The sequence below is a fragment of the Oceanicaulis alexandrii DSM 11625 genome, assembly GCF_000420265.1.
Taxonomy (GTDB): Bacteria; Pseudomonadota; Alphaproteobacteria; order Caulobacterales; family Maricaulaceae; genus Oceanicaulis; species Oceanicaulis alexandrii.
Genome location: NZ_ATUP01000001.1, coordinates 2,381,168 through 2,402,411, shown reverse-complemented (window position 1 = coordinate 2,402,411; position 21,244 = coordinate 2,381,168). Strand labels below are relative to the sequence as shown.

24 protein-coding genes and 1 riboswitch are annotated in these 21,244 nt (G+C 62.3%); of the genes, 7 read left to right on the top strand and 17 right to left on the bottom strand.

Annotation, left to right across the window (positions count from 1 at the left end; translation table 11 throughout):
- Position 1: 1 nt before the first annotated feature.
- The 4 genes from gcvPA to G405_RS0111465 all read right to left on the bottom strand — a co-directional run bounded on the left by gcvPA (position 2) and on the right by G405_RS0111465 (position 3,853).
- Complete coding sequence (gcvPA, locus tag G405_RS0111480; RefSeq protein WP_022701671.1) at positions 2–1,348, bottom strand: aminomethyl-transferring glycine dehydrogenase subunit GcvPA; 1,347 nt, start codon at positions 1,346–1,348, stop codon at positions 2–4.
- A gap of 98 nt (positions 1,349–1,446) precedes the next feature.
- Positions 1,447–1,812 (bottom strand): glycine cleavage system protein GcvH, encoded by a 366-nt coding sequence (gene gcvH, locus G405_RS0111475; RefSeq protein WP_022701670.1) that lies wholly within the window; start codon positions 1,810–1,812, stop codon positions 1,447–1,449.
- 33 nt (positions 1,813–1,845) lie between these two features.
- Positions 1,846–2,940, bottom strand: coding sequence for a glycine cleavage system aminomethyltransferase GcvT (gene gcvT / locus G405_RS0111470; protein WP_022701669.1), 1,095 nt, complete (start codon positions 2,938–2,940; stop codon positions 1,846–1,848).
- Between the two features lie 173 nt (positions 2,941–3,113).
- Positions 3,114–3,204: riboswitch (glycine riboswitch) on the bottom strand.
- Between the two features lie 325 nt (positions 3,205–3,529).
- The gene (locus G405_RS0111465) at positions 3,530–3,853 is read right to left on the bottom strand and encodes a UrcA family protein (RefSeq protein WP_022701668.1); all 324 of its coding nucleotides are present in this window, start codon (positions 3,851–3,853) and stop codon (positions 3,530–3,532) included.
- A gap of 232 nt (positions 3,854–4,085) precedes the next feature.
- Between G405_RS0111465 and G405_RS0111460 the strand changes: the two genes are divergently transcribed.
- On the top strand, positions 4,086–6,119 hold the full coding sequence (locus G405_RS0111460; RefSeq protein WP_022701667.1) for a FlgO family outer membrane protein: 2,034 nt from the start codon (positions 4,086–4,088) through the stop codon (positions 6,117–6,119).
- Between the two features lie 8 nt (positions 6,120–6,127).
- On the opposite strand, the gene argS is transcribed toward G405_RS0111460, so the two are convergent.
- On the bottom strand, positions 6,128–7,891 hold the full coding sequence (gene argS / locus G405_RS0111455; RefSeq protein ID WP_022701666.1) for an arginine--tRNA ligase: 1,764 nt from the start codon (positions 7,889–7,891) through the stop codon (positions 6,128–6,130).
- A gap of 15 nt (positions 7,892–7,906) precedes the next feature.
- Positions 7,907–8,530, bottom strand: coding sequence for a hypothetical protein (locus G405_RS0111450; RefSeq protein ID WP_022701665.1), 624 nt, complete (start codon positions 8,528–8,530; stop codon positions 7,907–7,909).
- Positions 8,531–8,629: 99 nt separating this feature from the next.
- On the opposite strand from G405_RS0111450, the gene ispH reads away from it, so the two are divergent.
- The 3 genes from ispH to rnhA are packed head-to-tail and all read left to right on the top strand — an operon-like array spanning position 8,630 to position 10,481.
- Positions 8,630–9,574: a 4-hydroxy-3-methylbut-2-enyl diphosphate reductase gene (ispH, locus tag G405_RS0111445; protein ID WP_022701664.1), complete on the top strand. Its 945-nt coding sequence runs from the start codon at positions 8,630–8,632 to the stop codon at positions 9,572–9,574.
- A 21-nt stretch (positions 9,575–9,595) separates the two neighbouring features.
- Positions 9,596–10,024: a DUF1801 domain-containing protein gene (locus G405_RS0111440; protein WP_022701663.1), complete on the top strand. Its 429-nt coding sequence runs from the start codon at positions 9,596–9,598 to the stop codon at positions 10,022–10,024.
- 16 nt (positions 10,025–10,040) lie between these two features.
- Positions 10,041–10,481 carry a ribonuclease HI gene (rnhA, locus tag G405_RS0111435; RefSeq protein ID WP_022701662.1) on the top strand — a complete coding sequence of 147 codons (441 nt, stop codon included), beginning with the start codon at positions 10,041–10,043 and terminating at the stop codon, positions 10,479–10,481.
- 65 nt (positions 10,482–10,546) lie between these two features.
- Here rnhA and G405_RS0111430 read toward each other — a convergent pair whose 3' ends face one another.
- Positions 10,547–11,029, bottom strand: coding sequence for a peroxiredoxin (locus tag G405_RS0111430; RefSeq protein WP_022701661.1), 483 nt, complete (start codon positions 11,027–11,029; stop codon positions 10,547–10,549).
- Between the two features lie 122 nt (positions 11,030–11,151).
- On the opposite strand from G405_RS0111430, the gene G405_RS0111425 reads away from it, so the two are divergent.
- Together G405_RS0111425 and G405_RS0111420 are read left to right on the top strand one after the other, a co-directional pair.
- Entirely contained in the window at positions 11,152–11,736 is a 585-nt protein-coding gene (locus tag G405_RS0111425) for a YqgE/AlgH family protein (protein ID WP_022701660.1), read from the top strand.
- Between the two features lie 9 nt (positions 11,737–11,745).
- Positions 11,746–11,982, top strand: a complete 237-nt coding sequence (locus tag G405_RS0111420; protein ID WP_022701659.1) for a hypothetical protein — start codon at positions 11,746–11,748, stop codon at positions 11,980–11,982.
- Between the two features lie 37 nt (positions 11,983–12,019).
- Here the strand turns inward: G405_RS0111420 and G405_RS15885 are convergent, their stop codons facing one another.
- From G405_RS15885 to coxB, 10 genes are all read right to left on the bottom strand, one after another.
- The gene (locus G405_RS15885; protein WP_022701658.1) at positions 12,020–13,228 is read right to left on the bottom strand and encodes an EAL domain-containing protein; all 1,209 of its coding nucleotides are present in this window, start codon (positions 13,226–13,228) and stop codon (positions 12,020–12,022) included.
- Positions 13,177–13,755, bottom strand: coding sequence for a GNAT family N-acetyltransferase (locus tag G405_RS0111410; protein WP_022701657.1), 579 nt, complete (start codon positions 13,753–13,755; stop codon positions 13,177–13,179). The genes G405_RS15885 and G405_RS0111410 overlap by 52 nt, the downstream gene beginning before the upstream one ends.
- Positions 13,756–13,779: 24 nt before the next feature.
- Positions 13,780–14,490, bottom strand: a complete 711-nt coding sequence (locus tag G405_RS0111405) for an SURF1 family protein (RefSeq protein WP_169447519.1) — start codon at positions 14,488–14,490, stop codon at positions 13,780–13,782.
- A gap of 4 nt (positions 14,491–14,494) precedes the next feature.
- Entirely contained in the window at positions 14,495–14,920 is a 426-nt protein-coding gene (locus G405_RS15880; protein ID WP_022701655.1) for a DUF983 domain-containing protein, read from the bottom strand.
- Entirely contained in the window at positions 14,920–15,825 is a 906-nt protein-coding gene (locus tag G405_RS0111395) for a cytochrome c oxidase subunit 3 (protein WP_022701654.1), read from the bottom strand. The genes G405_RS15880 and G405_RS0111395 overlap by 1 nt, the downstream gene beginning before the upstream one ends.
- Before the next feature lie 91 nt (positions 15,826–15,916).
- Positions 15,917–16,501, bottom strand: coding sequence for a cytochrome c oxidase assembly protein (locus tag G405_RS0111390; protein WP_022701653.1), 585 nt, complete (start codon positions 16,499–16,501; stop codon positions 15,917–15,919).
- A 6-nt stretch (positions 16,502–16,507) separates the two neighbouring features.
- The gene (locus G405_RS0111385) at positions 16,508–16,714 is read right to left on the bottom strand and encodes a hypothetical protein (protein ID WP_022701652.1); all 207 of its coding nucleotides are present in this window, start codon (positions 16,712–16,714) and stop codon (positions 16,508–16,510) included.
- Positions 16,714–17,736, bottom strand: a complete 1,023-nt coding sequence (gene cyoE / locus G405_RS15875; protein WP_233346030.1) for a heme o synthase — start codon at positions 17,734–17,736, stop codon at positions 16,714–16,716. Before cyoE ends, G405_RS0111385 begins: the two co-directional genes overlap by 1 nt.
- Positions 17,737–17,776: 40 nt before the next feature.
- Positions 17,777–19,393: a cytochrome c oxidase subunit I gene (ctaD, locus tag G405_RS0111375; RefSeq protein ID WP_022701650.1), complete on the bottom strand. Its 1,617-nt coding sequence runs from the start codon at positions 19,391–19,393 to the stop codon at positions 17,777–17,779.
- An 11-nt stretch (positions 19,394–19,404) separates the two neighbouring features.
- Positions 19,405–20,271 carry a cytochrome c oxidase subunit II gene (gene coxB, locus G405_RS0111370; protein ID WP_022701649.1) on the bottom strand — a complete coding sequence of 289 codons (867 nt, stop codon included), beginning with the start codon at positions 20,269–20,271 and terminating at the stop codon, positions 19,405–19,407.
- A 262-nt stretch (positions 20,272–20,533) separates the two neighbouring features.
- On the opposite strand from coxB, the gene G405_RS0111365 reads away from it, so the two are divergent.
- Entirely contained in the window at positions 20,534–21,163 is a 630-nt protein-coding gene (locus tag G405_RS0111365; RefSeq protein ID WP_022701648.1) for a tetratricopeptide repeat protein, read from the top strand.
- The last annotated feature ends 81 nt before the right edge of the window (positions 21,164–21,244 follow it).

Sequence of the window (21,244 nt, the reverse complement as noted above, 5' to 3'; positions counted from 1 at the left end):
ATTACAGCACCTCTTTCAGAGCCGCTTCGAATGCGTCGAGATCGCTTTCGGTGTTGGTTTCAGTGGCCGCGACGATCAGCAGATCGTCATAGCCCTCGCCCGGATACAGCCGGCTGGCGGGAACCCCGCCCAGAACGCCTTTGTCCGCCAGCGCTTCCACCACGTCCGCCGCCTTCTTCGGCAGGCGCAGGGTGAACTCGTTGAAGAAGGCGTCGGTGACCAGCTCCACGCCGGAAATCGCGCTCAGACGGTCCGCCAGCTCGCAGGCTTTCTCATGGCTCAGCTGGGCCATGGTGCGAAGCCCGGTATCGCCCAGAAGCGACATGTGGATCGTCCAGGCGAGCGTCATCAGGCCGGAATTGGTGCAGATGTTGGAGGTCGCCTTGTCGCGGCGGATATGCTGTTCACGCGTGGACAGCGTCAGCACATAGCCCCGGCGTCCGTCCGCATCCACGGTCTCGCCCGCCAGACGGCCGGGCAGGTTGCGGATGAAATTGCGATCGCCGCGGCAGGCGAACAGACCCACATGCGGGCCGCCGAACTGCAGGCCGACGCCGATGGACTGGCCTTCGCCGACCACGATGTCCGCGCCCATGGCGCCGGGCGTTTTCATCAGGCCCAGCGACACCGCCTCGGTGAACACCGCGATCAGCAGCGCGCCTTTCTCGTGGGCGGCCTTGGCGATCGGCTCAAGATCATGGACCTGGCCGAACACGTCGGGGTTCTGCACCACGACGCACGCCACATCATCAGGGATATCGGCGGCGATATCGTCCAACCCGCCCGGCTTGGCCGCATCGTCGCGGATCTCGATATCCATGTATTTGGCCAGCGTATGGGTCGCGGCGGCGTAGTGAGGATGCAGATTGCCGCTGAGGATCGCCTTGGAGCGCTTGGTGATCCGGCACGCCATCAGCACCGCCTCGCCGCACGCGGTCGAGCCGTCATACATGGAGGCGTTCGCCACTTCCATGCCGGTCAGGAGCGCGACCTGGGTCTGAAACTCAAACAGGGTCTGCAGCGTGCCCTGGCTGATTTCCGGCTGATAGGGCGTGTAGCTGGTGAGGTATTCCGAGCGCTGGATCAGATGATCCACGCTGGCGGGAATGTGGTGCTTGTACGCGCCCGCCCCCACAAAGAACGGCGCTTCGGACGCGGCGACGTTCTTGCGCGACATCTTTGTCAGAAGGCGCTCGACCTCCATCTCGCTCTTGTGGAGCGGCAGGTCCACCGGCCCGTCCAGGCGCACCTTCTGGGGCACGTCCTCAAACAGGGCGTCGACAGAATCCACACCGATCGTATCGAGCATCTCGGCCCGGTCAGCGTCGGTCAGCGGGAGATAGCGCATGGCGATCCACCTTCCTTCATAAAGCAGGTCGGACGGCTCTGAAGTCGAGCCGCCGGTCTAGTCGCTGCATGTAGATCGACGCCGTCCGGCGTCGAGGCTTAACTGATGTGTTCGGCGTAGGCCGCGTCATCCATCATGGCGTCGAGCTGGCTCTTGTCAGACAGCTTGATCTTCACGAACCAGCCTTCGCCGTCCGGCGCTTCGTTGACCTTGGCGGGCTCGCCTTCCAGCAGCTCGTTGACGGCGATGATCTCGCCCGACACCGGCGCATAGACTTCAGAAGCGGCTTTCACGCTTTCCACAACGGCCAGCTCATCGCCCGCCGAGACGGTCTTGCCCACTTCGGGCAGCTCGACAAACACCACATCGCCCAGCTGTTCGGCGGCGTAGGCGGTGATGCCCACGACGCCTTCTTCGCCGTCAACACGGATCCATTCATGGTCTTTGGTAAATCGGGTGCTCATCAGACGTCTCCTCCAGAGCGAAATCGTGCGGGATCAACCGCGATAAAAACGATGCGGCGCGAAGGGCGTTTTCACCACTTCAGCCGGGCGCGCCTTGCCGCGCACCATCAAATCAACCTGCGTGCCGGGCGCCGACAGATCGGTGCGCACAAAGCCCATCGCGATGGGAGCGCCGACAGTCGGACCAAATCCGCCCGAAGTGACGACGCCGACAATCTCGCCATTCACGGCGATCTCGGTGCCTTCACGCGCCGGGGCGCGGTCTTTCAGCGCCAGACCCACGCGCTTTTTCGCGGGCTTTTCGGCGATGTCTTTCAGGATGCGCGCAGCGCCGGGGAAATCGGCGCGCTCGCGACGCGATTTGGCCACCGCCCAGATCAGACCGGCCTCGATGGGCGAAGTCGTCTCATCCATGTCATGGCCGTACAGGCACAGACCGGCTTCCAGACGCAGGGAATCGCGCGCGCCCAGACCGATCGGCTTGACCCGCTCATCACTCAGAAGCTTGCGGGCGAAATCGCTGGCGTGTTCGTTGGCGACGGAGATTTCAAACCCGTCCTCGCCGGTATAGCCCGAGCGCGAAATCATCAGGCGCAGGCCGTCGATTTCAAACCAGCCCGCCTGCATGAACACCATCTTCGCCGCGTCCGGGCAAAGGTCGGCCATCACGGCGCCCGCCTGCGGGCCCTGCAGCGCCAGAAGCGCGCGGCCATCAAGCTCGACCAGCTCGGCGACGCCTTTAGTCGCCTCGATGATGTAATCAAAGTCAGAGCGCTTGCAGGCGGCGTTCACCACCAGGAACAGCCCTTCATCATCGGGGCGGGAGACCATCAGGTCGTCCTTGACCCCGCCTTCAGGGTTCAGGAGCAGCGTGTATTTCTGTTCGCCCTGCGGCAGCGCCGCAAGGTCCGCCGTAATCAGCTTCTCAAGCGCGCTTTCATCGCCGATCAGCCGCGCCTGACCCATATGGGAGACGTCAAACAGGCCCGCAGCCTCGCGCGTATGATTATGCTCGGCCATGACGCCGTCATACTGGACGGGCATCTCATAGCCGGCGAACGGGACCATTTTGGCGCCCAGTTCGACGTGAAGATCATAAAGCGGCGTGCGGTTGAGCGTGTCGGTCATGTCTGGCCTCAAGCATGCGGGTTGCGTGCGTCGCGCGGCTCATGCCGGCTCCGAATCGCCCCCGCTGTCTTGATGACCTGAGAGATTCCCGCGTCGCGCCTTCAAAAACAGGCGCGCGCATTGCTCCTTCGGTGGGGCGTCTGAACGTCAGCGCCCGCTTTCCAGCGTTAGGTCTTAGGCTTGCGGTCCGTTAGCCTGAGCGTTTCCGGGGCGGTTGCGCCTTCGGCGCCGGCGTCTTCGGCCGGTCTCTCCCGCAAGTGACCTCATGTATCCCCGCTGCAGCGCGCCTCACGGCGGGTCTGCACCGACGCGCAAACCTAGCGTTTGACGGATATGAGTCAATCGCGATTGGGCGCTGCAGCATAAGCTTTTGTTCCCGCAGCTGCGCATGAAACGGCCCGCCAGAAGACGGGCCGCAATTCATGTCTGGCTTGACCTTGCTTCGGTCCGGGCGGGATCGGACAGGCCCTGCAAAAGCCGAAAGTGGGCCGCGCCTTCTCTGACCTAAGGGTGGGTCTTTGAAGAGAAGAAGGCGCGGCCCACACAGCGCGCGCGGGGAGAACCGGACGCGCTGGAACCGCACCCGGATCTAGGTCCGCTCGATGACGTTCTGACGGCGCACCCGCTCCTGATGCAGGGCGACAACGCGCGGATCATTCATTTGCTGAAGCGCTTGCGCCGTGGTGCGCGCCTGGCAATCGCGGGCGATCCGCACATCCAGCAGCCCACGTGCGTCATGGACATTGCAATAGCGCTCGACCTGGTTTGCGAGCCGGTCCAGGACCATTTCGCGTCCTTCCGGTGATGACAGCATCCAGCGATCATACTCAAAGTTGAATGTCTGGGCGTTTGAGGGGGCGCAGATCACAACAGCCGTGACAGCGGCGGCGACAAGGGTTCTGACAGAGATCATTCGGTACTCTCCTGCGTTTGTTGAGCCGGCGAGAGCGCGGCCTGTCCAGATGACGAGAGCGAGACTGGTCTGAGCCACGCCACAAATCCTGAGCGTGATATGCGCCAGTCCTGAAAAATTATAAGATGCTATTTTAATTGAGGTTTTTTTCTAATTATGAGGAGCAAAAACCGTGCATCGCCCTGCACTCTGACTACAATCGCCGAACATGCTGACTTCAGGGGGCGCGGCGTTGACCGACACGACACATAAGGATGCAACTGACGCAGAGGCGAACGCTGCGCCGCTGCTTCTGGCAGGCGGACGGCTGTCCCTTGATCCGGTCGGGTCCAGGGTTCTGCTGGATGGCAAGCCGATTGAACTCGGCGGGCGCAGTTTCACCCTGTTGCACACGCTTATGCGGCACCCCATGCAGCTTCTGGCCAAAGACAGGTTGATCGAACTTGTATGGGAAGGTCGCGCTGTCTCCGATGCGGTGCTGACAACGGCTGTGCGCGATCTGAGAAGAGCCCTCAACGATAGCGCCAGACGCCCCTTATGGGTCAAAACCGAACATGGTCGGGGCTATCGTTTCATCGCAGATGTGCAGGCGAAAAGGTCACTGCCCGAACCATCGCCCACAACCGGCGCAGACCTCTCAATGCCAGAGCAACGTGAATCGCGTGCAGCAATCGCAACCCAGACCGCAACGCCCTTGGCTGACTCACCTTTTCGCCGGCTCCCTCCCTCTTGGCTCATCGCAGGGATTGCCGGGCTTGGACTTGTGATCGTATTGGCGGCCAGTGTCTTTCTAGGCGAGCGGACATCGGCCACATCCGCGATAAACCGCTCGGTGGCCGTGCTCGATTTTGAAAATCTGAGCGCGGAAGACGACACAGCCTGGTTCGCAAACGCCTTGTCAGAAGAACTGACCAGCGCCCTGACCCGAGTATCGGACCTGCGTGTTGCTTCTCGGCGTGCGACGTTTACCGCGTCCCAGGACAGCCAAGACCTTCAAGACATCGCCCATCATCTCGGCGTGGCGAACATCCTGGAAGGCACAGTGCGCATTTCAGGCGATCAGGTCCGTGTCACGGTCTCGCTTGTTAGCGCGAGTGACGGGGCGCAGGTCTGGTCACAGAGTTATGACCGCGACTTCAATCATCTGCTCAGCCTTCAGACTGACATTGCGACAGCCGTGGCGAACACACTCGATACCGCGCTTGATCCGGATACGCTCGTGCGCATGGCTTCAGTAGGGACGGAGTCAATCGCGGCCTATGAAGCGTATATGCGAGGGCAAGCCCTGATGGCGCAGTTCTGGCAGACCGGACGCTCTGAGTCCTGGAGCCGGGCGCAGCCCTTGCTCGACAGGGCGCGTTCAATCGATCCGGACTTCGCTCAGGCCCATGCAGCGTCTGCGCTCGTGTTCAAATATTCCAATACGCCGTCCCTGGTGATGCGCGCAGACGCCCTGAGCGGAGAGGCGTACAGACAGGAATATGCGGCGCGCATGGATGCCGCCATCGCCGCCGCTCGCGACCCGATTGAAGCGGCGTCCTATCGTGCATTGCGAGACTTTGAACTGTTTGAACTGGATGCTGCGCGTGAGGCGCTCGCGACCTATCTGACAGCACGCCCGTACGATATTGACGCCAACTTCCAGCACAGCAACACCCTTGTAATGCTGGGCCGACATGAAGAGGCGCAACAGGTCATACGACGGCTTGCAGAGATTATCCCGCGTGAGGATGCGACAAACCGAAGCCTGCTGATTCAGCATGCCCGAAAATCGCGGGATTTCGAATTTGCCGCGACCCTTTCGCGCGAAACCCTGACCGACCACCCGTTCTTCGGCGTCGCTTTGGTGGAGGCCCATTGGGCGTTCCTTTTCATCGACGCGGTTGATGAAGCACGTGAGGTCGCGGCTCGAATTGAAGCCAGCCAGGTTGGACGGATCGCCCAGATGAGCATACGGCTCAATCAGTTCTGCGCGGATGGAAATCGTGAGGAGGCTGTCCCGATCGCCGCGGAGATGACGAACCATCCCCGCTCTTTCATAGTCGCCTGGTACGCCTACCGAGCCCTTGGCGATGATGACGCCGCCTATGGCCGCTTGCTTGAGCTTGACGCCCCCGGCACGCCGCCGTCGAGGTTGCGCACCCTGTTATTGAACGATCCGTCCTTTGACCCGGCGCGCTTTGAGCATCTGTCCGCAGCTCTGGTGGAGGCTGGCGGACGGCTGACGGAACCCACGCAGCCGGCCGTACGGTGCCCGCCCGCCTGACGCGCTTTTTACATCCGCTCGGGCACGTCAATTCCAATCAGGCCGAGCACGATCTCGAGCTGTGTGAGCGTGGTCCCGGCCAGGGTCAGGCGCGAGGCGCGAATGGCCTCGTCCTTTTCCGGCAGGATCGGACAGGCGGCGTAAAAGCCCGAAAACGCTTGCGCCAGCCCATAGGCGTGTTCGCACAACACGTTCGGGGCCCGGTCCCGCTCGGCGCGGCCAAGTGCGCTTTCAAACGCGTCCAGACGACGGATCAGCGCCGCCTCAGCCTTGTCCGATATCGTCACCGCGCCGGGTTTGATCCCCTGCTCGCCGGCCTTCTTCAGCAGCGATTTGATGCGCACGGCCTGATATTGCAGATACGGCCCGGTCTTGCCTTCAAAGCTGACAAAGCGGTCCAGATCAAAGATGTAGTTGGTGGTGCGCACATTCTGCAGATCGGAGAACTTGATCGCGGCGTTGCCCACGGCGCGCGCCACATCTTCAAACTCGTCTTCAGTCAGCTGTGCGCCCAGCCCCGCCTCGTTCAGGCGCGCCCGCGCCCGCTCGCGGGCTTCACTGATCAGATCGGCCAGACGGAAGGTGCCGCCGGCGCGGGTGCGCAGACGTTTGCCGTCGGTCCCGTTCACCGTGCCGAACTTCACGTGCTCCAGCGCGCCCTCTTCCGCAAGGCCGGCCTTATAGGCGGCGCGGAAGACTTGTTCGAAGTGATCAGACTGGCCCAGATCAACCACATAAAAGGTCAGCTCGGGGTTTTGCTGCTGTTTGCGATCCAGAATGGTCGCGAGATCGGTGGTCGCATAAAGCGCCGAGCCCTGACTTGAGACCAGGATCAGCGGCGCCAGCTCTTTCTTGTCGTCCTCACGGGCGACGCGCACGATCCAGGCGCCGTCGCTCTGCTCGGCCACGTCGCGCGCCTTGAAGTCCTCGACCAGCCCCGGAATCAGATCATTGACGTCGCTTTCGCCCTTCCACAGGTCGAAATGAACGCCCAGCGCGCCGAAATCATCTTTCAGCGCCGCAATCGACACATTGATGAAATGGCGCAGCAGCGCGCGATAGCCCGGTCGCCCGGCCTGCAGTTCAGCGGTCGCCTTGCGCGAACGCGCATTCCGCTCGGGGTCATCCTTGGCCTTGGCGGAGGCCTGCGGATAGAGCCGCGCCAGATCGTCGATGGTCACCGGGGGTTCGTCCGGATACGGCCCCGTGAAATCAGCGTCGTAATAGACAAGGTCCGGCTGCTCATCCTGCAGCTCGGTGACCAGATGGCCCATCTGAAGGCCCCAATCACCCAGGTGGATGTCGGAGGTGACGTCATGACCGCGAAAGCGCATCAGGCGCTGCAGGCTGTCGCCGATCACCGATGACCGCAAATGGCCCACATGCATGGGCTTGGCCACGTTCGGTCCGCCGAAATCAATCATCACCCGCTTGGGGGCCGCGCTCTGACGGCCGCCCACACGGGCGTCGTCCGCCAGGCCATGGGCGCGGATCGCGTAGAGCGTGCTGGCCGGGGTGATGTTGAGAAAGCCGGGCCCGGCGATCTCGATCTCCAGCTCCGGGTGCTGCGCGTCGAGCTCAGCCTTCACGTCTTCGGCGACGGCGCGCGGGGCTTTCTTGGCCTGTTTGGCCGCCGCCATGGCGCCATTGCACTGATAGGGCGCAAGATCGGGACGGTCGGATTCAAACACCGTCCCCAGATCGGCGGAAAGGCCCACGGCCTCGAACGCAGCGCCGACAGCGCTGGTCAGTTGTTCGACAATCGAAGTCATAACGTCTCGAATATTTTAATCGTCTTGCCCGGCCCGGACACGGAAGCGCAGACCGCTGCGATTGAATTCCAGCTGTTCATCGGTCAGCTCAAAGCCCACCAGAATTTCATAGTTGGAGCCCGAAGTGGTCGGTGACACGCGCGGCAGGGAAATGGAGTTGAACTCCTCGATCACTTCCACACGATCTTCACCGGGCTCGAACGTCACGGTGATGGGGAAGGTCTGGCGCTCAATCACAACCCGGTCCGTCCGGGTGACCGCCACGAACATCTCATAGGTCTTGGTCATGCCCTGCGCCGCCGGTCCGCGGCCAAATCCCAGGCGCACGCCCATCTCCATCTCGATGGGATCCGCGTTGCGATCGGTGTAACGGCAATTGCTGGCGACATTGAGAATCTCGCCGGTGAACCCCACATTTTCAAAGACAGCGGTCTCGCCATTGATTTCCACCAGCCGGTGGGCGTCATACAGCGCCAGCGCGTTCGGGCAGGGCCCCGGATTGGGATCCGGCTCCGAAATGGTGTCACGCAGGGTGGAGCACCCGGACAGGACCAGAGCAGCGACGGACAGGCTCAGAACGGACAGGCGCATGAATAACCTCAAGGCGTTCGGATGGCGAACCATCTCAGAGGACGGCATGCCCCCCTTCGCGGGGCGCACGGTGTCTGCTAGAGCAGTCTGTACGACGCGCGCGCGGACAGGGCAACGCCCCGCCGCCTTTCCCCGCAGAGGAAATCCATGACCGACAAACCCGTCTTGACCGTCCAGCTGGCCTCTCCGCGCGGGTTTTGCGCCGGTGTGGATCGTGCGATTCAGATTGTGGAGAAAGCGCTCGAGCGCTATGGCGCGCCGGTTTTCGTGCGTCATGAGATCGTTCACAACAAACATGTGGTCAATCGGCTGGAGGCTATGGGCGCGGTGTTCGTCAAGGAGCTCGACGAATGTCCTGACGATCGCCCGGTGGTGTTTTCAGCTCATGGCGTGCCGCAACGCGTCCCCGCCGAGGCCGCTCGCCGCGAGATGCTTTATGTGGACGCCACCTGCCCGCTGGTGAGCAAGGTGCATGTGGAGGCGCAGCGTCATCACAAATCCGGACAGGAAATCCTGCTGATCGGTCATGCCGGCCATCCCGAAGTGATCGGCACCATGGGTCAGCTACCCGACGGCGTGATGCATTTGATCGAAACGGTGGAGGACGCTCAAACCTTCGAGCCGAAAGACCCTGACAATATCGCCTTCGTCACCCAGACCACCTTGTCCGTCGACGACACCGCCGACATCGTGGCCGCCTTGCAAAAGCGCTTTCCGAATATCGCCGCGCCGCACAAGGAAGACATCTGCTACGCCACGACCAATCGTCAGGCGGCGGTGAAAGCCATCGGCGAAGGCGCCGACCTGGTGCTGGTCGTCGGCGCGCCCAACTCGTCCAACTCGGTGCGGCTGGTGGAAGTGGCCGAACGCGCGGGCGCCAAGGCTGCGCATCTGGTTCAGAAAGCCGAAGAGATCGACTGGTCCTGGCTGGACGGCGTGGAACGTCTGGGCGTCTCCGCCGGCGCCAGCGCGCCCGAAGAACTTGTGGAGGGCCTGCTGTCCGCCCTGGCGCGCCGCTACACCCTGCATATCCGCGAAGTGCGGGTGGCGGAGGAAAATGTGGTCTTCAAACTGCCCAAGGAAGTGGCGTAGGCTCTCCGTCAGGAGGCGCGCATGACCCAGAACAAGACCCAGCCCACGCCCGTTGACGTCGACACATTCCTGAGCGCCGTCGAACCTGAACGTCGGCGTGAGGACGGGCAAGCGCTCAACGCCCTGTTCCAGCGCGTCACGGGCTGGTCGCCCAGGATGTGGGGGCCCAGCATGATCGGTTTTGGAGCCTACCATTATCGCTATGACAGCGGACGGGAGGGGGATTTCCTCGCTACCGGCTTCAGCCCGCGCAAGACCAATCTGTCGATCTACATCATGCCCGGCTATGCCGATTATTCAGACATCCTGAGCCGGCTGGGCAAGCACAAGACCGGAAAGAGCTGCTTGTATGTGTCAAAGCTGGCGGATGTTGATCTGGACGTTCTGAGCGAACTCATTCAAGCCGGGCTTGAGGATCTGGGCCGCAAATGGCCCGTCACGCCCAGCTAGCTTTTGAGAGTCCGACTTGGCCGACAACATTATTCACATCCACACGGACGGCGCCTGTTCGGGCAATCCCGGCCCCGGCGGTTGGGGGGCGATCCTGCACTGGAATGGCCATGAAAAAGAGCTGTCCGGCGCTGAAGCGGACACCACCAATAACCGCATGGAGCTGATGGCGGCGATCGCGTCTCTGGAGGCGCTGAAGAAAGCGCCCTCCAAAGTGCGGCTGGTCACAGACAGCACCTATGTGCGTGACGGCGTGACCAAGTGGATTCACGGCTGGAAGCGGAACGGCTGGAAAACCGCCGCAAAGAAACCGGTCAAGAATGACGACCTCTGGAAGCGGCTCGATGCGATCGCGTCAAAGCATGACGTCACCTGGGAATGGGTGAAGGGCCATGCCGGCCATCCCGAGAACGAACGCGCCGATCAGCTGGCGCGCGACGCGATCTCAACGCTTTAAAACCGAAAACCCCGGCCCGGCGAAGCGCCGGCCCGGGGTCTGTGTCAGGTCAGGCGCTCTGGCTCTTAAAGCGCCTTGAGCACATGCTCGGCGGAGGACACTTCAAAATTGCCCGGCTCGTCCAGGAAGAAGTGCTCAATCACCTTGTCGTTGACCACCAGCGCATAGCGTTGGGACCGTTTTCCCATCCCGAACGCCGAGCCGTCCATTTCAAGGCCGAGCGCCGAGGCGAAATCGCCATTGCCGTCCGCGAGCATGAGGACAGCAGCGCCCGCGCCCTGGTCCTTGCCCCAGGCGCCCATGACGAACACGTCATTGACCGAGGTGCAGGCGATCCGGTCCACGCCCTTGGCCTGAAGCTCGGACGCTTTCTCGATGAAGCCCGGCAGGTGCTTGGCTGAACAGGTCGGGGTGTAGGCGCCCGGCACAGCGAACAGCGCTACGCGCTTGCCGGCGAACACGTCATCAGTGCTCATCGGCTGGGGGCCGTCTGCGGTCATGGTCATGAAGGTGACGTCAGGCAGGGTGTCGCCGGCTTTGAGGGTCATGGGGAGGCTCCAGATGGGACGGTTGACTGGCACCAGACTTAAGACGCCCCCTGCCCCGCGACAAGACGGCGCGCACGCGGGCAGGGCTGGACAATCGCCGCGCTTGGGGAAAAGCTGTGGGCATGGATGCGCCCCAACCTCATACCCAATCTGGATATCTGGGCGGAAAGCTGTTGATCGCCAGCCCCTTGATCGGCGATCCCAGGTTTGACCGCACGGTGATCTATATGTGCGCGCACGATTCCGAGACCGCCATGGGCATTATCCTCAATCGCCCGATGACAGGCTTTCGATTGCCTGACCTGCTGGACCAGCTGGATGTGGCGGGCGGCGCGCAGGCGGCGGACGCGCCGGTGCTGGAAGGCGGGCCGGTGGATCGCGATCGCGGTTTCGTTCTGCACACGCTGGATGTGGCGTGCGGACCGGCGACGGAGCGGGTCGGCGAGGATCTGGGGCTGACCGCCACGCAGGAAATCCTCAATGCGCTGGCCTCTGACGCGGCGCCCGCCCGGGCGCTGATGGCGCTGGGATATGCAGGCTGGGCGGCGGGTCAGCTGGAAGACGAAATCAGCCTGAACGCCTGGCTCGTCGCGGACGCCGATCACAGCCTGATCTTCGACGACCAGCCCGAAGACAAATGGGCGCGCGCGCTCAACAAGCTGGGCGTGACGCCGGAATTTCTGACCGCCGCCAGCGGCAACGCCTAATATTTTCGAATGACCACATTCACCGTTGACTTGGCGCCGGAATTCCGTTCAATGAATACGGAATTCCCCTCTGACGTGTCCGGTGATCGCATGTCCCTGCAAAGACACCGCAAGCGATCGATTCGCCTCACCCGGGTCCGCAACACCGTTGCGAAGGCCTTTGTTTTTGGCGTTCTGGGCATGGCGGTTATTCTGTTTCCGCTCGCGTTGACGTCAGGTTCCGTCAAGGCGCTGTGGTATTTCTAGCCGCAGACGAGCTGATACTGTCTGACGCCTGAACCGCTCAGACGCCCGTTGTCCGGGCACACTGAAACCGGCCTTTCAACCCATCTGTGACGACGCGGGCTGCATCCTGTGGCGCGAGCGCCTGCGCATACAAAAATCCCTGGCCATAATCACAGCCGAGATCGAGACACAGGGCGTGCGCCGCGTCGGTTTCCACGCCCTCCGCGACCACTTGCATGCCATAGCTCTCGGCGATCCGGACCACGGATGAAATGATGGACCGGGCGGAGCCGTCCGTCAGGGCGGCGCGAATGAAATACTGATCGAGTTTGACCACATCAAAGGCAAACCGGTCGAGACGCGCCAACGAGGAGTACCCGGTGCCGAAATCATCCAGCACGATCGGCACGCCCTGATCACGCACCGCATTGAGCGTGCGTTCGGCCGCGTCCGGGTCCATCATCACATCGGTTTCATTGACTTCCAGCTTGAAGCCGCCCGCCGGCAGGCCCGCCGCGTTCACCGCGTCCAGCAGACGCTCTGCAAACCCAGGGGCGCTGACTTCGGTCGCTGTGGCGTTAGCGGTGACGAATAGGTCCAGATGGCCTTGAAACGCGGCGCGCCAGGCCGACAGATCCAACGCCGCCATGGCGCGTACATTGTCGCCCACAGCCTCGATATATCCATGGGACTGGGCCAGCGGCATGAACTCTTCAGCGCCCAAGACGCCCACCCCCGGACGATCCCACCGGGCCAGCGCTTCAAATCCCGCCAAAGCGCGCGTTTCAAGCTCGACCACGGGCTGATAATAGGCGCAGACCTCGCCGGCGTGCAGCGCCTCAGCCAGGGCGGTCTCCATATCCATGTCGGCGCGCACGCCCGCCGAACCGCCCGCCGGCAGCATAAGGCCGCGCCAGGTCATCGCATCGCCCTGCCCGATCAGCCGCACATAGCGCACCTGATGGTCATCTCCGAGCACTCGCAGTCGCAGATCACAAGCGCCGGCGCGTCGAAGAACGTCCAGACGCGGCTGATCCGGCGGGGCCAGCCTGTTGCGAAGCTGGCTGAAACCGCCCTCGACGCTCAACTCACTCAGCCCGAGTGACGGGGTTTGCCCCCCGAGATGCAAAGTGTCGTTCAGAAGTCCGATCTCAACGGACAACGCCCCGGCCGCCGCGACAGCGTCTTGATAGGAACGAAGCGCGGCGGGGTCCGTCACCGGATCGGATCCGACTTCAGGATGGCGAATTTCAGATGGTCCCGCCATTCTCCGTAGATCTTCAAATACCCTCGCGACACGCCTTCAGGCGTGAACCCGACCGAGATCAGCAACAAGCGTGACGCGTCGTTATCCAGCCGGGTCGCCGCCTCGACACGATGCAGGCGCAAGGTGTTGAAGGCATGCCCCAGCACCCGCCGGACAGCAGCGCGGGCATAGCCTTTGCGCACATAGGGCGAGCCGATCCAATAGCCGATATCGGCCGCCTGCAGAACGCCGCGGCGGACATTGTTGAGATTGCAGGCGCCGACCAGCACGTCATCCGACGCCCTGAAGATGAAAAACGGATAGCCGGTCCCGTTCTCGACATCGATCTGATAACGGCGCAGACGCCGTTTGAACGCGGACTTGGACAGCTCGTCTTCCGCCCAGGCGGGTTCAAACGGTTCGGTATGCGCCCGGCTGGCCGAGCGCAGCTTGGCCCAGGCCTCGTAATCGTCGAGTTGGGGATGGCGCAGCCTGAGCCCTTCGGACCACAAAACCGTCTCTTGCATGTCTTCTCGCCAGAGCGCCATCTGGGGGTGTCCTTCGCCGTCCGTTTACGCACCGCGCCATGTCAGGCGGCCAGCCTGTATATGATACGCGAAGTAAACAGCCAGCAAAGCCAGCGTCATGGCGAACCAGGTAATTGCATACGCCAGGTGCCGTTCAGGCGGGGTCTGGGTCAGATAAGCGGGCGGCTCGCCCGTGCTTTTCGCCAGCCAGTACTGTGTATTCAGCGTCTCAGCCTCAACCTCGAGCACACGGCTCATGCCGACGGGATCAAAGGCGTAGAACATGTTCGCCTCGACATCTGAGGGCGGAGTGAAAACCCCCGTGCCCAGAGGCGTTTCAAAGCGCAATGCGTCAGCTTGAGCCAAGACTGCAGGCGCGCCGTCATCCGCGCGAGTGGCGGTTTGCAAGCCTTCAAACCCGGTCTCAACCAGAACCCGCTCTTGCCCGTCACAGACGCGTACGGCGGTGAACAGACGCCAGCCAGGCGCGCCTTGCGTATTGCGTCCGGACACGCGAACAATCCTAGCCGCTGCGTCCACATCAGGCTCAATCGCCCGGCGTCCCGTCTCAGCCAGGCCCTGACACACGCCTTCAGACACAGTGATGGGCGGAGCGTCAGCCGTCGCCGCGTACTGGGCCAGCAACTCCACTTTCCAGGCGCGCCGATCCAGTTGCCAGCTGCCCAGCCATAACAGCAAGGCCAGCGCCGGCAGCATCAGAAGGGTCAGGACGGGATAGGGGCGAAACCTCGCCATGACATTACGCCGCGTCGGTATCGGTACGGGAGGGATCCGTCCCCTCGCCCACACGCTCAGTCTCGACCGGGTCGAGATCAAGCTGGGCTTCATGGGCGTTATGCTTCCACTGCAGGGCGAACAGGGTCGCCTTGAAGGGCGGCAGGATCAGCAAGGTCAGAAGGGTCGCCAGCGGCAGCCAGACCAGCATGTGCACCCAGACGGGCGGTGAAATCGCCAGCTCCATTGCCAGGGCGGCGGGCACGACGATGAAACCAACGATGGACATCACGAAAACGGCGGGGCCGTCCCCTGAGTCTTCGCTGGAGAAATCAAGGCCGCAGACGCCGCAAGCGTCCGCGACCTTGAGATAGCTCTGAAACAGAGCCCCTTTGCCACAGCGCGGGCAGCGCCCGAGCAGGCCGGCGAGGAAGGGGCTCGTTTCAGTCATTAATGGCCAACCCCGTGCACGGTGCCGAGACCGGCGAAGGCCACATAGACGAAAGCGAACAGGAACAGCCAGACCACGTCCACGAAGTGCCAGTACCAGGCTGCCGCTTCAAAGCCGAAATGCTTCTCTTTGGTCCAGTGGCCCATCAACAGACGGATCAGGCAAACCGCCAGGAAGATGGTGCCGATGATCACGTGCGCGCCATGGAAGCCGGTGGCCATGTAGAAGGTCGCGCCATACAGGCTGCCGGAAATGCCGAAGGCGGCGTGGGAGTACTCATACGCCTGAAGCGCCGTGAAGCAGACCCCGAGGACCACGGTAAGCAGGGTGCCCAGCGTGGCGCCCTTGCGGTCACCATGCTGAAGCGCGTGGTGCGCCCAGGTCACCGTGGTGCCTGACAATAGCAGAACCAGCGTGTTGATCAGCGGCAGGTGGAAGGGATCAAAGGTCTGGATGCCCGGTACGCCGGCTTCCCAACCTGAATAGTCAATGCCCAGGACTTCACCGGTCCAGCCTGCGCCTGCCCGATCGCCATGGAACAGCGCCATGTCGAAGAACATCCAGAACCAGGCCGCAAAGAACATCACCTCGGAGACGATGAACAAGAGCATGCCATAGCGCAGGCCCAGATCCACGACCGGGGTGTGGTCGCCTTTCTGGCCTTCCTTGATGATGTCGCCCCACCAGCCGAACATCACATAAATGATGATCGCGAAGCCCAGCATCATCAGGACCGGAGAGCCCTGCTGGAGGAAGAAGTAGAAGATCGACTCTTCGTTGGTCGACAGACCCTTCATGAAGACGACCGCGCCAAACGTCAGCACGAACGCGCCAAGAGAGGCGACGAACGGCCACGGGCTGGGATCAACGAGGTGATAATCGTGTTTAACGGCTGCGCCGGCCATGAGAGTCTCCCGCCAGTAAGTTCCGGGTCAATTTCCAAGCGCTTCTATAAGGGCGCCCGTCCCGGTATTCAATTCATCACACGCTTGCGCGCTACTGGGCTTCAGCGTCCGGTCCGGACGCCTCTGCAGTTTCATAGACCCGCTCGTCGCCGCTTTCCCAGAACGTATAGGACAGCGTCATCGTGCGGATATCGTCCAACCGGTCATCTTCGTCCATAAGGGGATCTACGAAGAAGATCACCGGCATATCCATGGATTGCCCCGGATCGAGCGTTTGCTCGGTGAAGCAGAAGCATTCCAGCTTGGAAAAATACGGCCCCATCTTGAACGGGGTCACATTATAGCTGGCGATGCCCGTCACGGGGCGATCAGAGGTGTTTGTCGCGCGGTAGAACGCCAGGGCCGTCTCGCCGGCGCGCACCGTCATTTCGTTTTGCAGCGGCTCGAACTCCCAGGGGAAGTCCCGCGAGCGCGAGGCGTCAAAGCGCACCGTCACTTCGCGATCCAGCACCTGGCCCGGATCGTATTGAACGACCTGGGTCGTGCCGCCATAGCCGGTCACCCGGCAGAACAGGTCATAAATCGGCACCGCCGCGTACGCCATGCCGACCATGCCCAGAATGATCCCGCCGCACAGGGCGAAAACCTTGGTGTTCTTGTCGAGCTTGGAAAACATCAGCGGTCAGCCTCCCATATTATAATTGGTCGCCAGACGGACCATCGTGGTCACGAAGATCAGTCCGACAAACGCGAACAGGCCCAGAGCGATGGCGCGATTGCGATTCTTGCGCGCCGCCTGTTGCTCTTCGGTCAGAACCACCGTCTCCGCATCCGACTCCGCCTTGGCGGCGGGTTGAGGCGATTGCAGCGTCGTTTCAGGGTCGCTCATCACGCGCCTCCCAGGAGGGCCAGAACCGGCTTGTAGCCGCCCGCGCCATGCTCGACGAGCAAGGCGGCGAACAGCAAAGTGAGGTGGGCGATGGAATAGGCGAACAGATCGCGCGCAGCCTTGTCGCCGGCGCGCACCGCATACAGCTCGTCCTCGGCCGCATTGGCGTCGCCCGCGCGCGACAGGAACACCCGAACCGCCAGCAGCGCGAACAGCGCGCCGCCCAGGCCCACAGCGCCCGCATAGATCCAGCCGCCCAGCCCCGTGACGATCGGTCCAGCGGTCGCCGCCAGATAAAGCGCGGTGTAGATCAGAATCTGGATCCGGGTGGACTTCGCGCCCTTGGCGACCGGCATCATCGGCACGCCGGCGGCGGAATAATCGCCCGATTTGTAAAGCGCCAGCGCCCAGGAATGCGGCGGCGTCCACAGGAAGATGATCAGGAATAGCAGGACGGCGTTCAGGCTGACATCGCCGGTGGCGGCGGCCCAGCCGATCATCGGCGGAAAGGCGCCCGCGGCGCCGCCAATGACGATATTCTGCGGCGTCGAGCGCTTCAGCCACATGGTGTAGATCACCGTGTAGAAGAAGATCGAGAACGCCAGAAGACCCGCGGCGACATAATTGGTAGCCAGCGCCATCAGCAAGACCGACGCCAGCGCCATGACGCCCGAGAAGACGTAGGCTTCGCTGGCGGGCACGCGGCCTGTCGGCACCGGACGGCGCCGGGTGCGCTTCATGATCGCGTCGATATCCGCGTCATAGGCCATGTTGAACGCGCCAGCCGCGCCAGCACCGACGGCGATGCACAGCATGGCGATGGCGGCGGTCAGGAAATTCACGCTCACAGGCGCAGCCGCGAACCCCGCCAGACCGGTGAACACCACCAGGGTCATGACGCGCGGCTTCATCAGCGAGACATAGTCTCGCCAGGACGCCAGCTTTGCGGCGTCCGAAGGATCGCTGGGCGGCGCTGCGTCAGCAGCGCCGCCCTTGCGAAGATCAGCGGAGAGGTCGGTCACGGTGTTCGTTTCCGGTTCCGTCAAATCGATCAACCAACCGCTACTTGATGCGCGGCAGTTCGTTGAACTGGTGGAAGGGCGGCGGAGAGGACAGCGTCCACTCCAGCGTGGTTGCGCCTTCGCCCCACGGGTTCGCTTCGGCCGGGCGGCGACGCATGATCGACTCGATCAGCACCAGGAAGAACGCGGCCATGCCGACCAGCATCACGACATAGCCCATGGACGAGACCATGTTCCACATCGCATAGCCGTCTGCATAATCCACATACCGGCGCGGCATGCCCTGCAGACCCAGGAAGTGCTGCGGGAAGAAGATCAGATTGGCGCCCACGAAGAAGAAGAAGAACTGGATGTTCGCCAGCGTCTCGTTGAACTTGATGCCAAAGATCTTCTCATACCAGTAGTAGAAACCGGCGAAGATCGAGAACACCGCGCCCAGCGACAGCACGTAGTGGAAGTGCGCCACCACGTAATAGGTGTCGTGCAGCGACTGGTCGATGCCGGCGTTTGACAGCATCACGCCGGTCACGCCGCCCACGGTGAACAGGAAGATGAAGCCGATCGCCCAGATCATCGGGGTGCGGAACTGGATGGAGCCGCCCCACATGGTGGCGATCCACGAGAAGATCTTGATGCCTGTGGGCACCGCAATAATCATCGTCGCAGCCACGAAATAGGCTTTCAGGTTCACGTTCAGGCCCACGGTGTACATGTGGTGCGCCCACACGATGAAGCCGATGAAGCCGATGGCGACCATGGCGTAGGCCATGCCCAGATACCCAAAGACCGGCTTGCGCGAGAAGGTGGACACGATGTGGCTGATCATGCCGAAGCCGGGCAGGATCAGGATGTACACTTCCGGGTGACCGAAGAACCAGAACAGGTGCTGGTACATGATCGGGTCGCCGCCGCCGGCGGGATCAAAGAAGGTGGTGCCGAAGTTACGATCGGTCAGCAGCATGGTCAGGGCGCCGGCCAGAACCGGAACCGAGAGCAGCAGCAAGAACGCCGTCACCAGCATCGACCACACGAACAGCGGCATCTTGTGCAGGGTCATGCCCGGCGCGCGCATGTTGAAGATCGTGGTGATGAAGTTGATCGAGCCCAGCAGCGAGCTGACGCCCGCGATGTGCAGCGAGAAGATCACCATGTCGAAGGCCGGGCCGTTATGCCCTGACGTCGACAAGGGCGGATACATCACCCAGCCGCCGCCAAAGCCGTCATCCCCGCCTGCGCCCGGCACGAACATCGAGCTGAACAGCAGGAGGAAGGAGAAGGGCAGCAGCCAGAACGAGATGTTGTTCATCCGCGGGAAGGCCATGTCCGGCGCGCCGATCATCAGCGGCACGAACCAGTTGCCGAAACCGCCGATCATGGCGGGCATGACCATGAAGAAGATCATGATCAGACCGTGCATGGTCGTGATGACGTTGTAGTTATGCTCGTTGCCCCAGAATCCGTTGTTGAAGACCTGAAGGCCCGGCTCGGCGAGCTCCCAACGGATCAGGCCGGACATGGCGCCGCCCACAACCCCCGCGAAAATCGCGAAGATCAGGTACATCGTGCCGATGTCCTTGTGGTTGGTGGAATACACCCAGCGCTTCCAGTCCCAGATGCTGGGGGTGTGATCGTCGTGATGCGCAGCAGCGTCTGACATCTGATCTCTCCTTACTGGACGGAAGCGAGGCGAGCCCCGCCACGCACGTCGTTATAATAGGCGGCCAGGACGTCCGGCGCCGTGTAGGGGTCATTGTTGGCCGCATCGACCCAGGCGGTGAAAACCTCTTCGGGCACCACATGGACTTCGATCGGCATGTAAGCATGGCGCAGGCCGCACAGTTCAGAGCACTGGCCGTAATAGATGCCCGGCTCGTCGACCATGAACCAGGTTTCGTTCAGACGGCCCGGAATCGCGTCCATCTTGATGCCGAAAGCCGGCATGGCCCAGTTGTGGATCACGTCAGACGCGGTCACTTCCACACGCACGGTCGCGCCGGTCGGCACCACCACCGGAAGGTCGGTGCTGAGATTGCGCAGCGCGGCGAACGGATGGCCGGCGATATCTTCGTCCGCAAGCATGTTGGCCACGTAATCAAAGCCGCCATGGTCGGGATAGGTGTAGGTCCAGTTCCACTGGTTGCCCGTCGCCTTGATCGTGAAATCCGCTTCGGGAATGACGTCCTGCAAGTAAAGCAGTTTGAAGGACGGCACCGCGATCACGACCAGGATCAGGATCGGGATGCCTGTCCAGATCACTTCGACCAGCGTGTTATGGCTGAATTTCTTGGCTTCAGGGTTGCGCTTGCTGTTGTAGCGCACCATCACCCAGACCAGCAGGCCGAGAACGACCAGCGTGATGGCGGTGATGATCCACAGCACCATGGTGTGGAAAACGTCGATGTTTTCCTTCACCGGAGTGACCGCTTGCTGCAGCCCCAGATTACCGTCGATCGGCGCGCCGATGACGGTCGCCGAAGCGCCGGCGGTCGTTAAACAAAGGGCGGCGAAGGCGCCCAGCATGGCCGAGAATCGCATAATTTCCCCAAAGTCCTGGTTCTATCGTCCAATTGGCGACGTCTTGCGAGATACGCTCAAACGCCAGATGCGGCGACTCGTCGCCACAGTGCTCGTTGCGCACGATATAGACTGCAATCACAGGCGAGCCAATCGAGCTTAAGCGCCTTTTTGTCGCACTTGGCGCCCTTTTTCCACCTCCTTCTGCGTATGAATGTCTGGCCCGTTGATTTAGGCTTTGCTAACCTTGTTGCTCATTATGAAGTCTGAGGGGGCCAGATTGATGTCGACACACAGTTTTCAAACCCGCCAGAACAAGCCGCTCATACAGGCGCTCACCGGCGGCGTGTTCGGTCTGGCCATGGCGGCCCTGCTGGCCTTCGCGATCTCCTTCGCCTTTTCCGGCCGCGCCCTGGGGCAAGCCGATGAAAGCCCGTCATTCGAAACAGACGCGCGTTATGAGTGTGAGGCTGGCGCACGGGACTCCGGCGCGACCGGTCGCGCCCTCGGCGCTTGCGATCTTCTTCTTCGTGATGCGTCGGTCAGCGGCGAAACCCGCGCGCGCGTTCTGACCAATCGCGCCGTCATGCTGCTCGCGCGCGGCCAGAACGGGCAGGCGCGCTCTGACCTTGAAGAAGCGGTCGAGCTGGCGCCGGAGCTGGCCGAAGCCTGGCTGAACCTGTCCGCCGCGCAAATCACCACCGGTTCAGCGCAGCAGGCGATCGAGACCGCACGTCAGGCCGAAGAGCTGGGCGCCAGCCCGGCGCTGGTCGCCTTCAACACCGCCATTGCTCTTGAGACTCTGGGCCGGTTCGAGGACGCCTACGCCGCCTATAATCAAGCTGCGCAGCAAGATCCCGAGAACATGACCCTCGCCGCCCAGCCCGGCCGGTTCATCTGGCATCAGGGCTGATTGAAACGGGGCAACCTGCCCGCGCCCCTCGCACTCGCAATGGTGAGGGTCTATGTATGACGGCGTACCGCCACGCGCAGG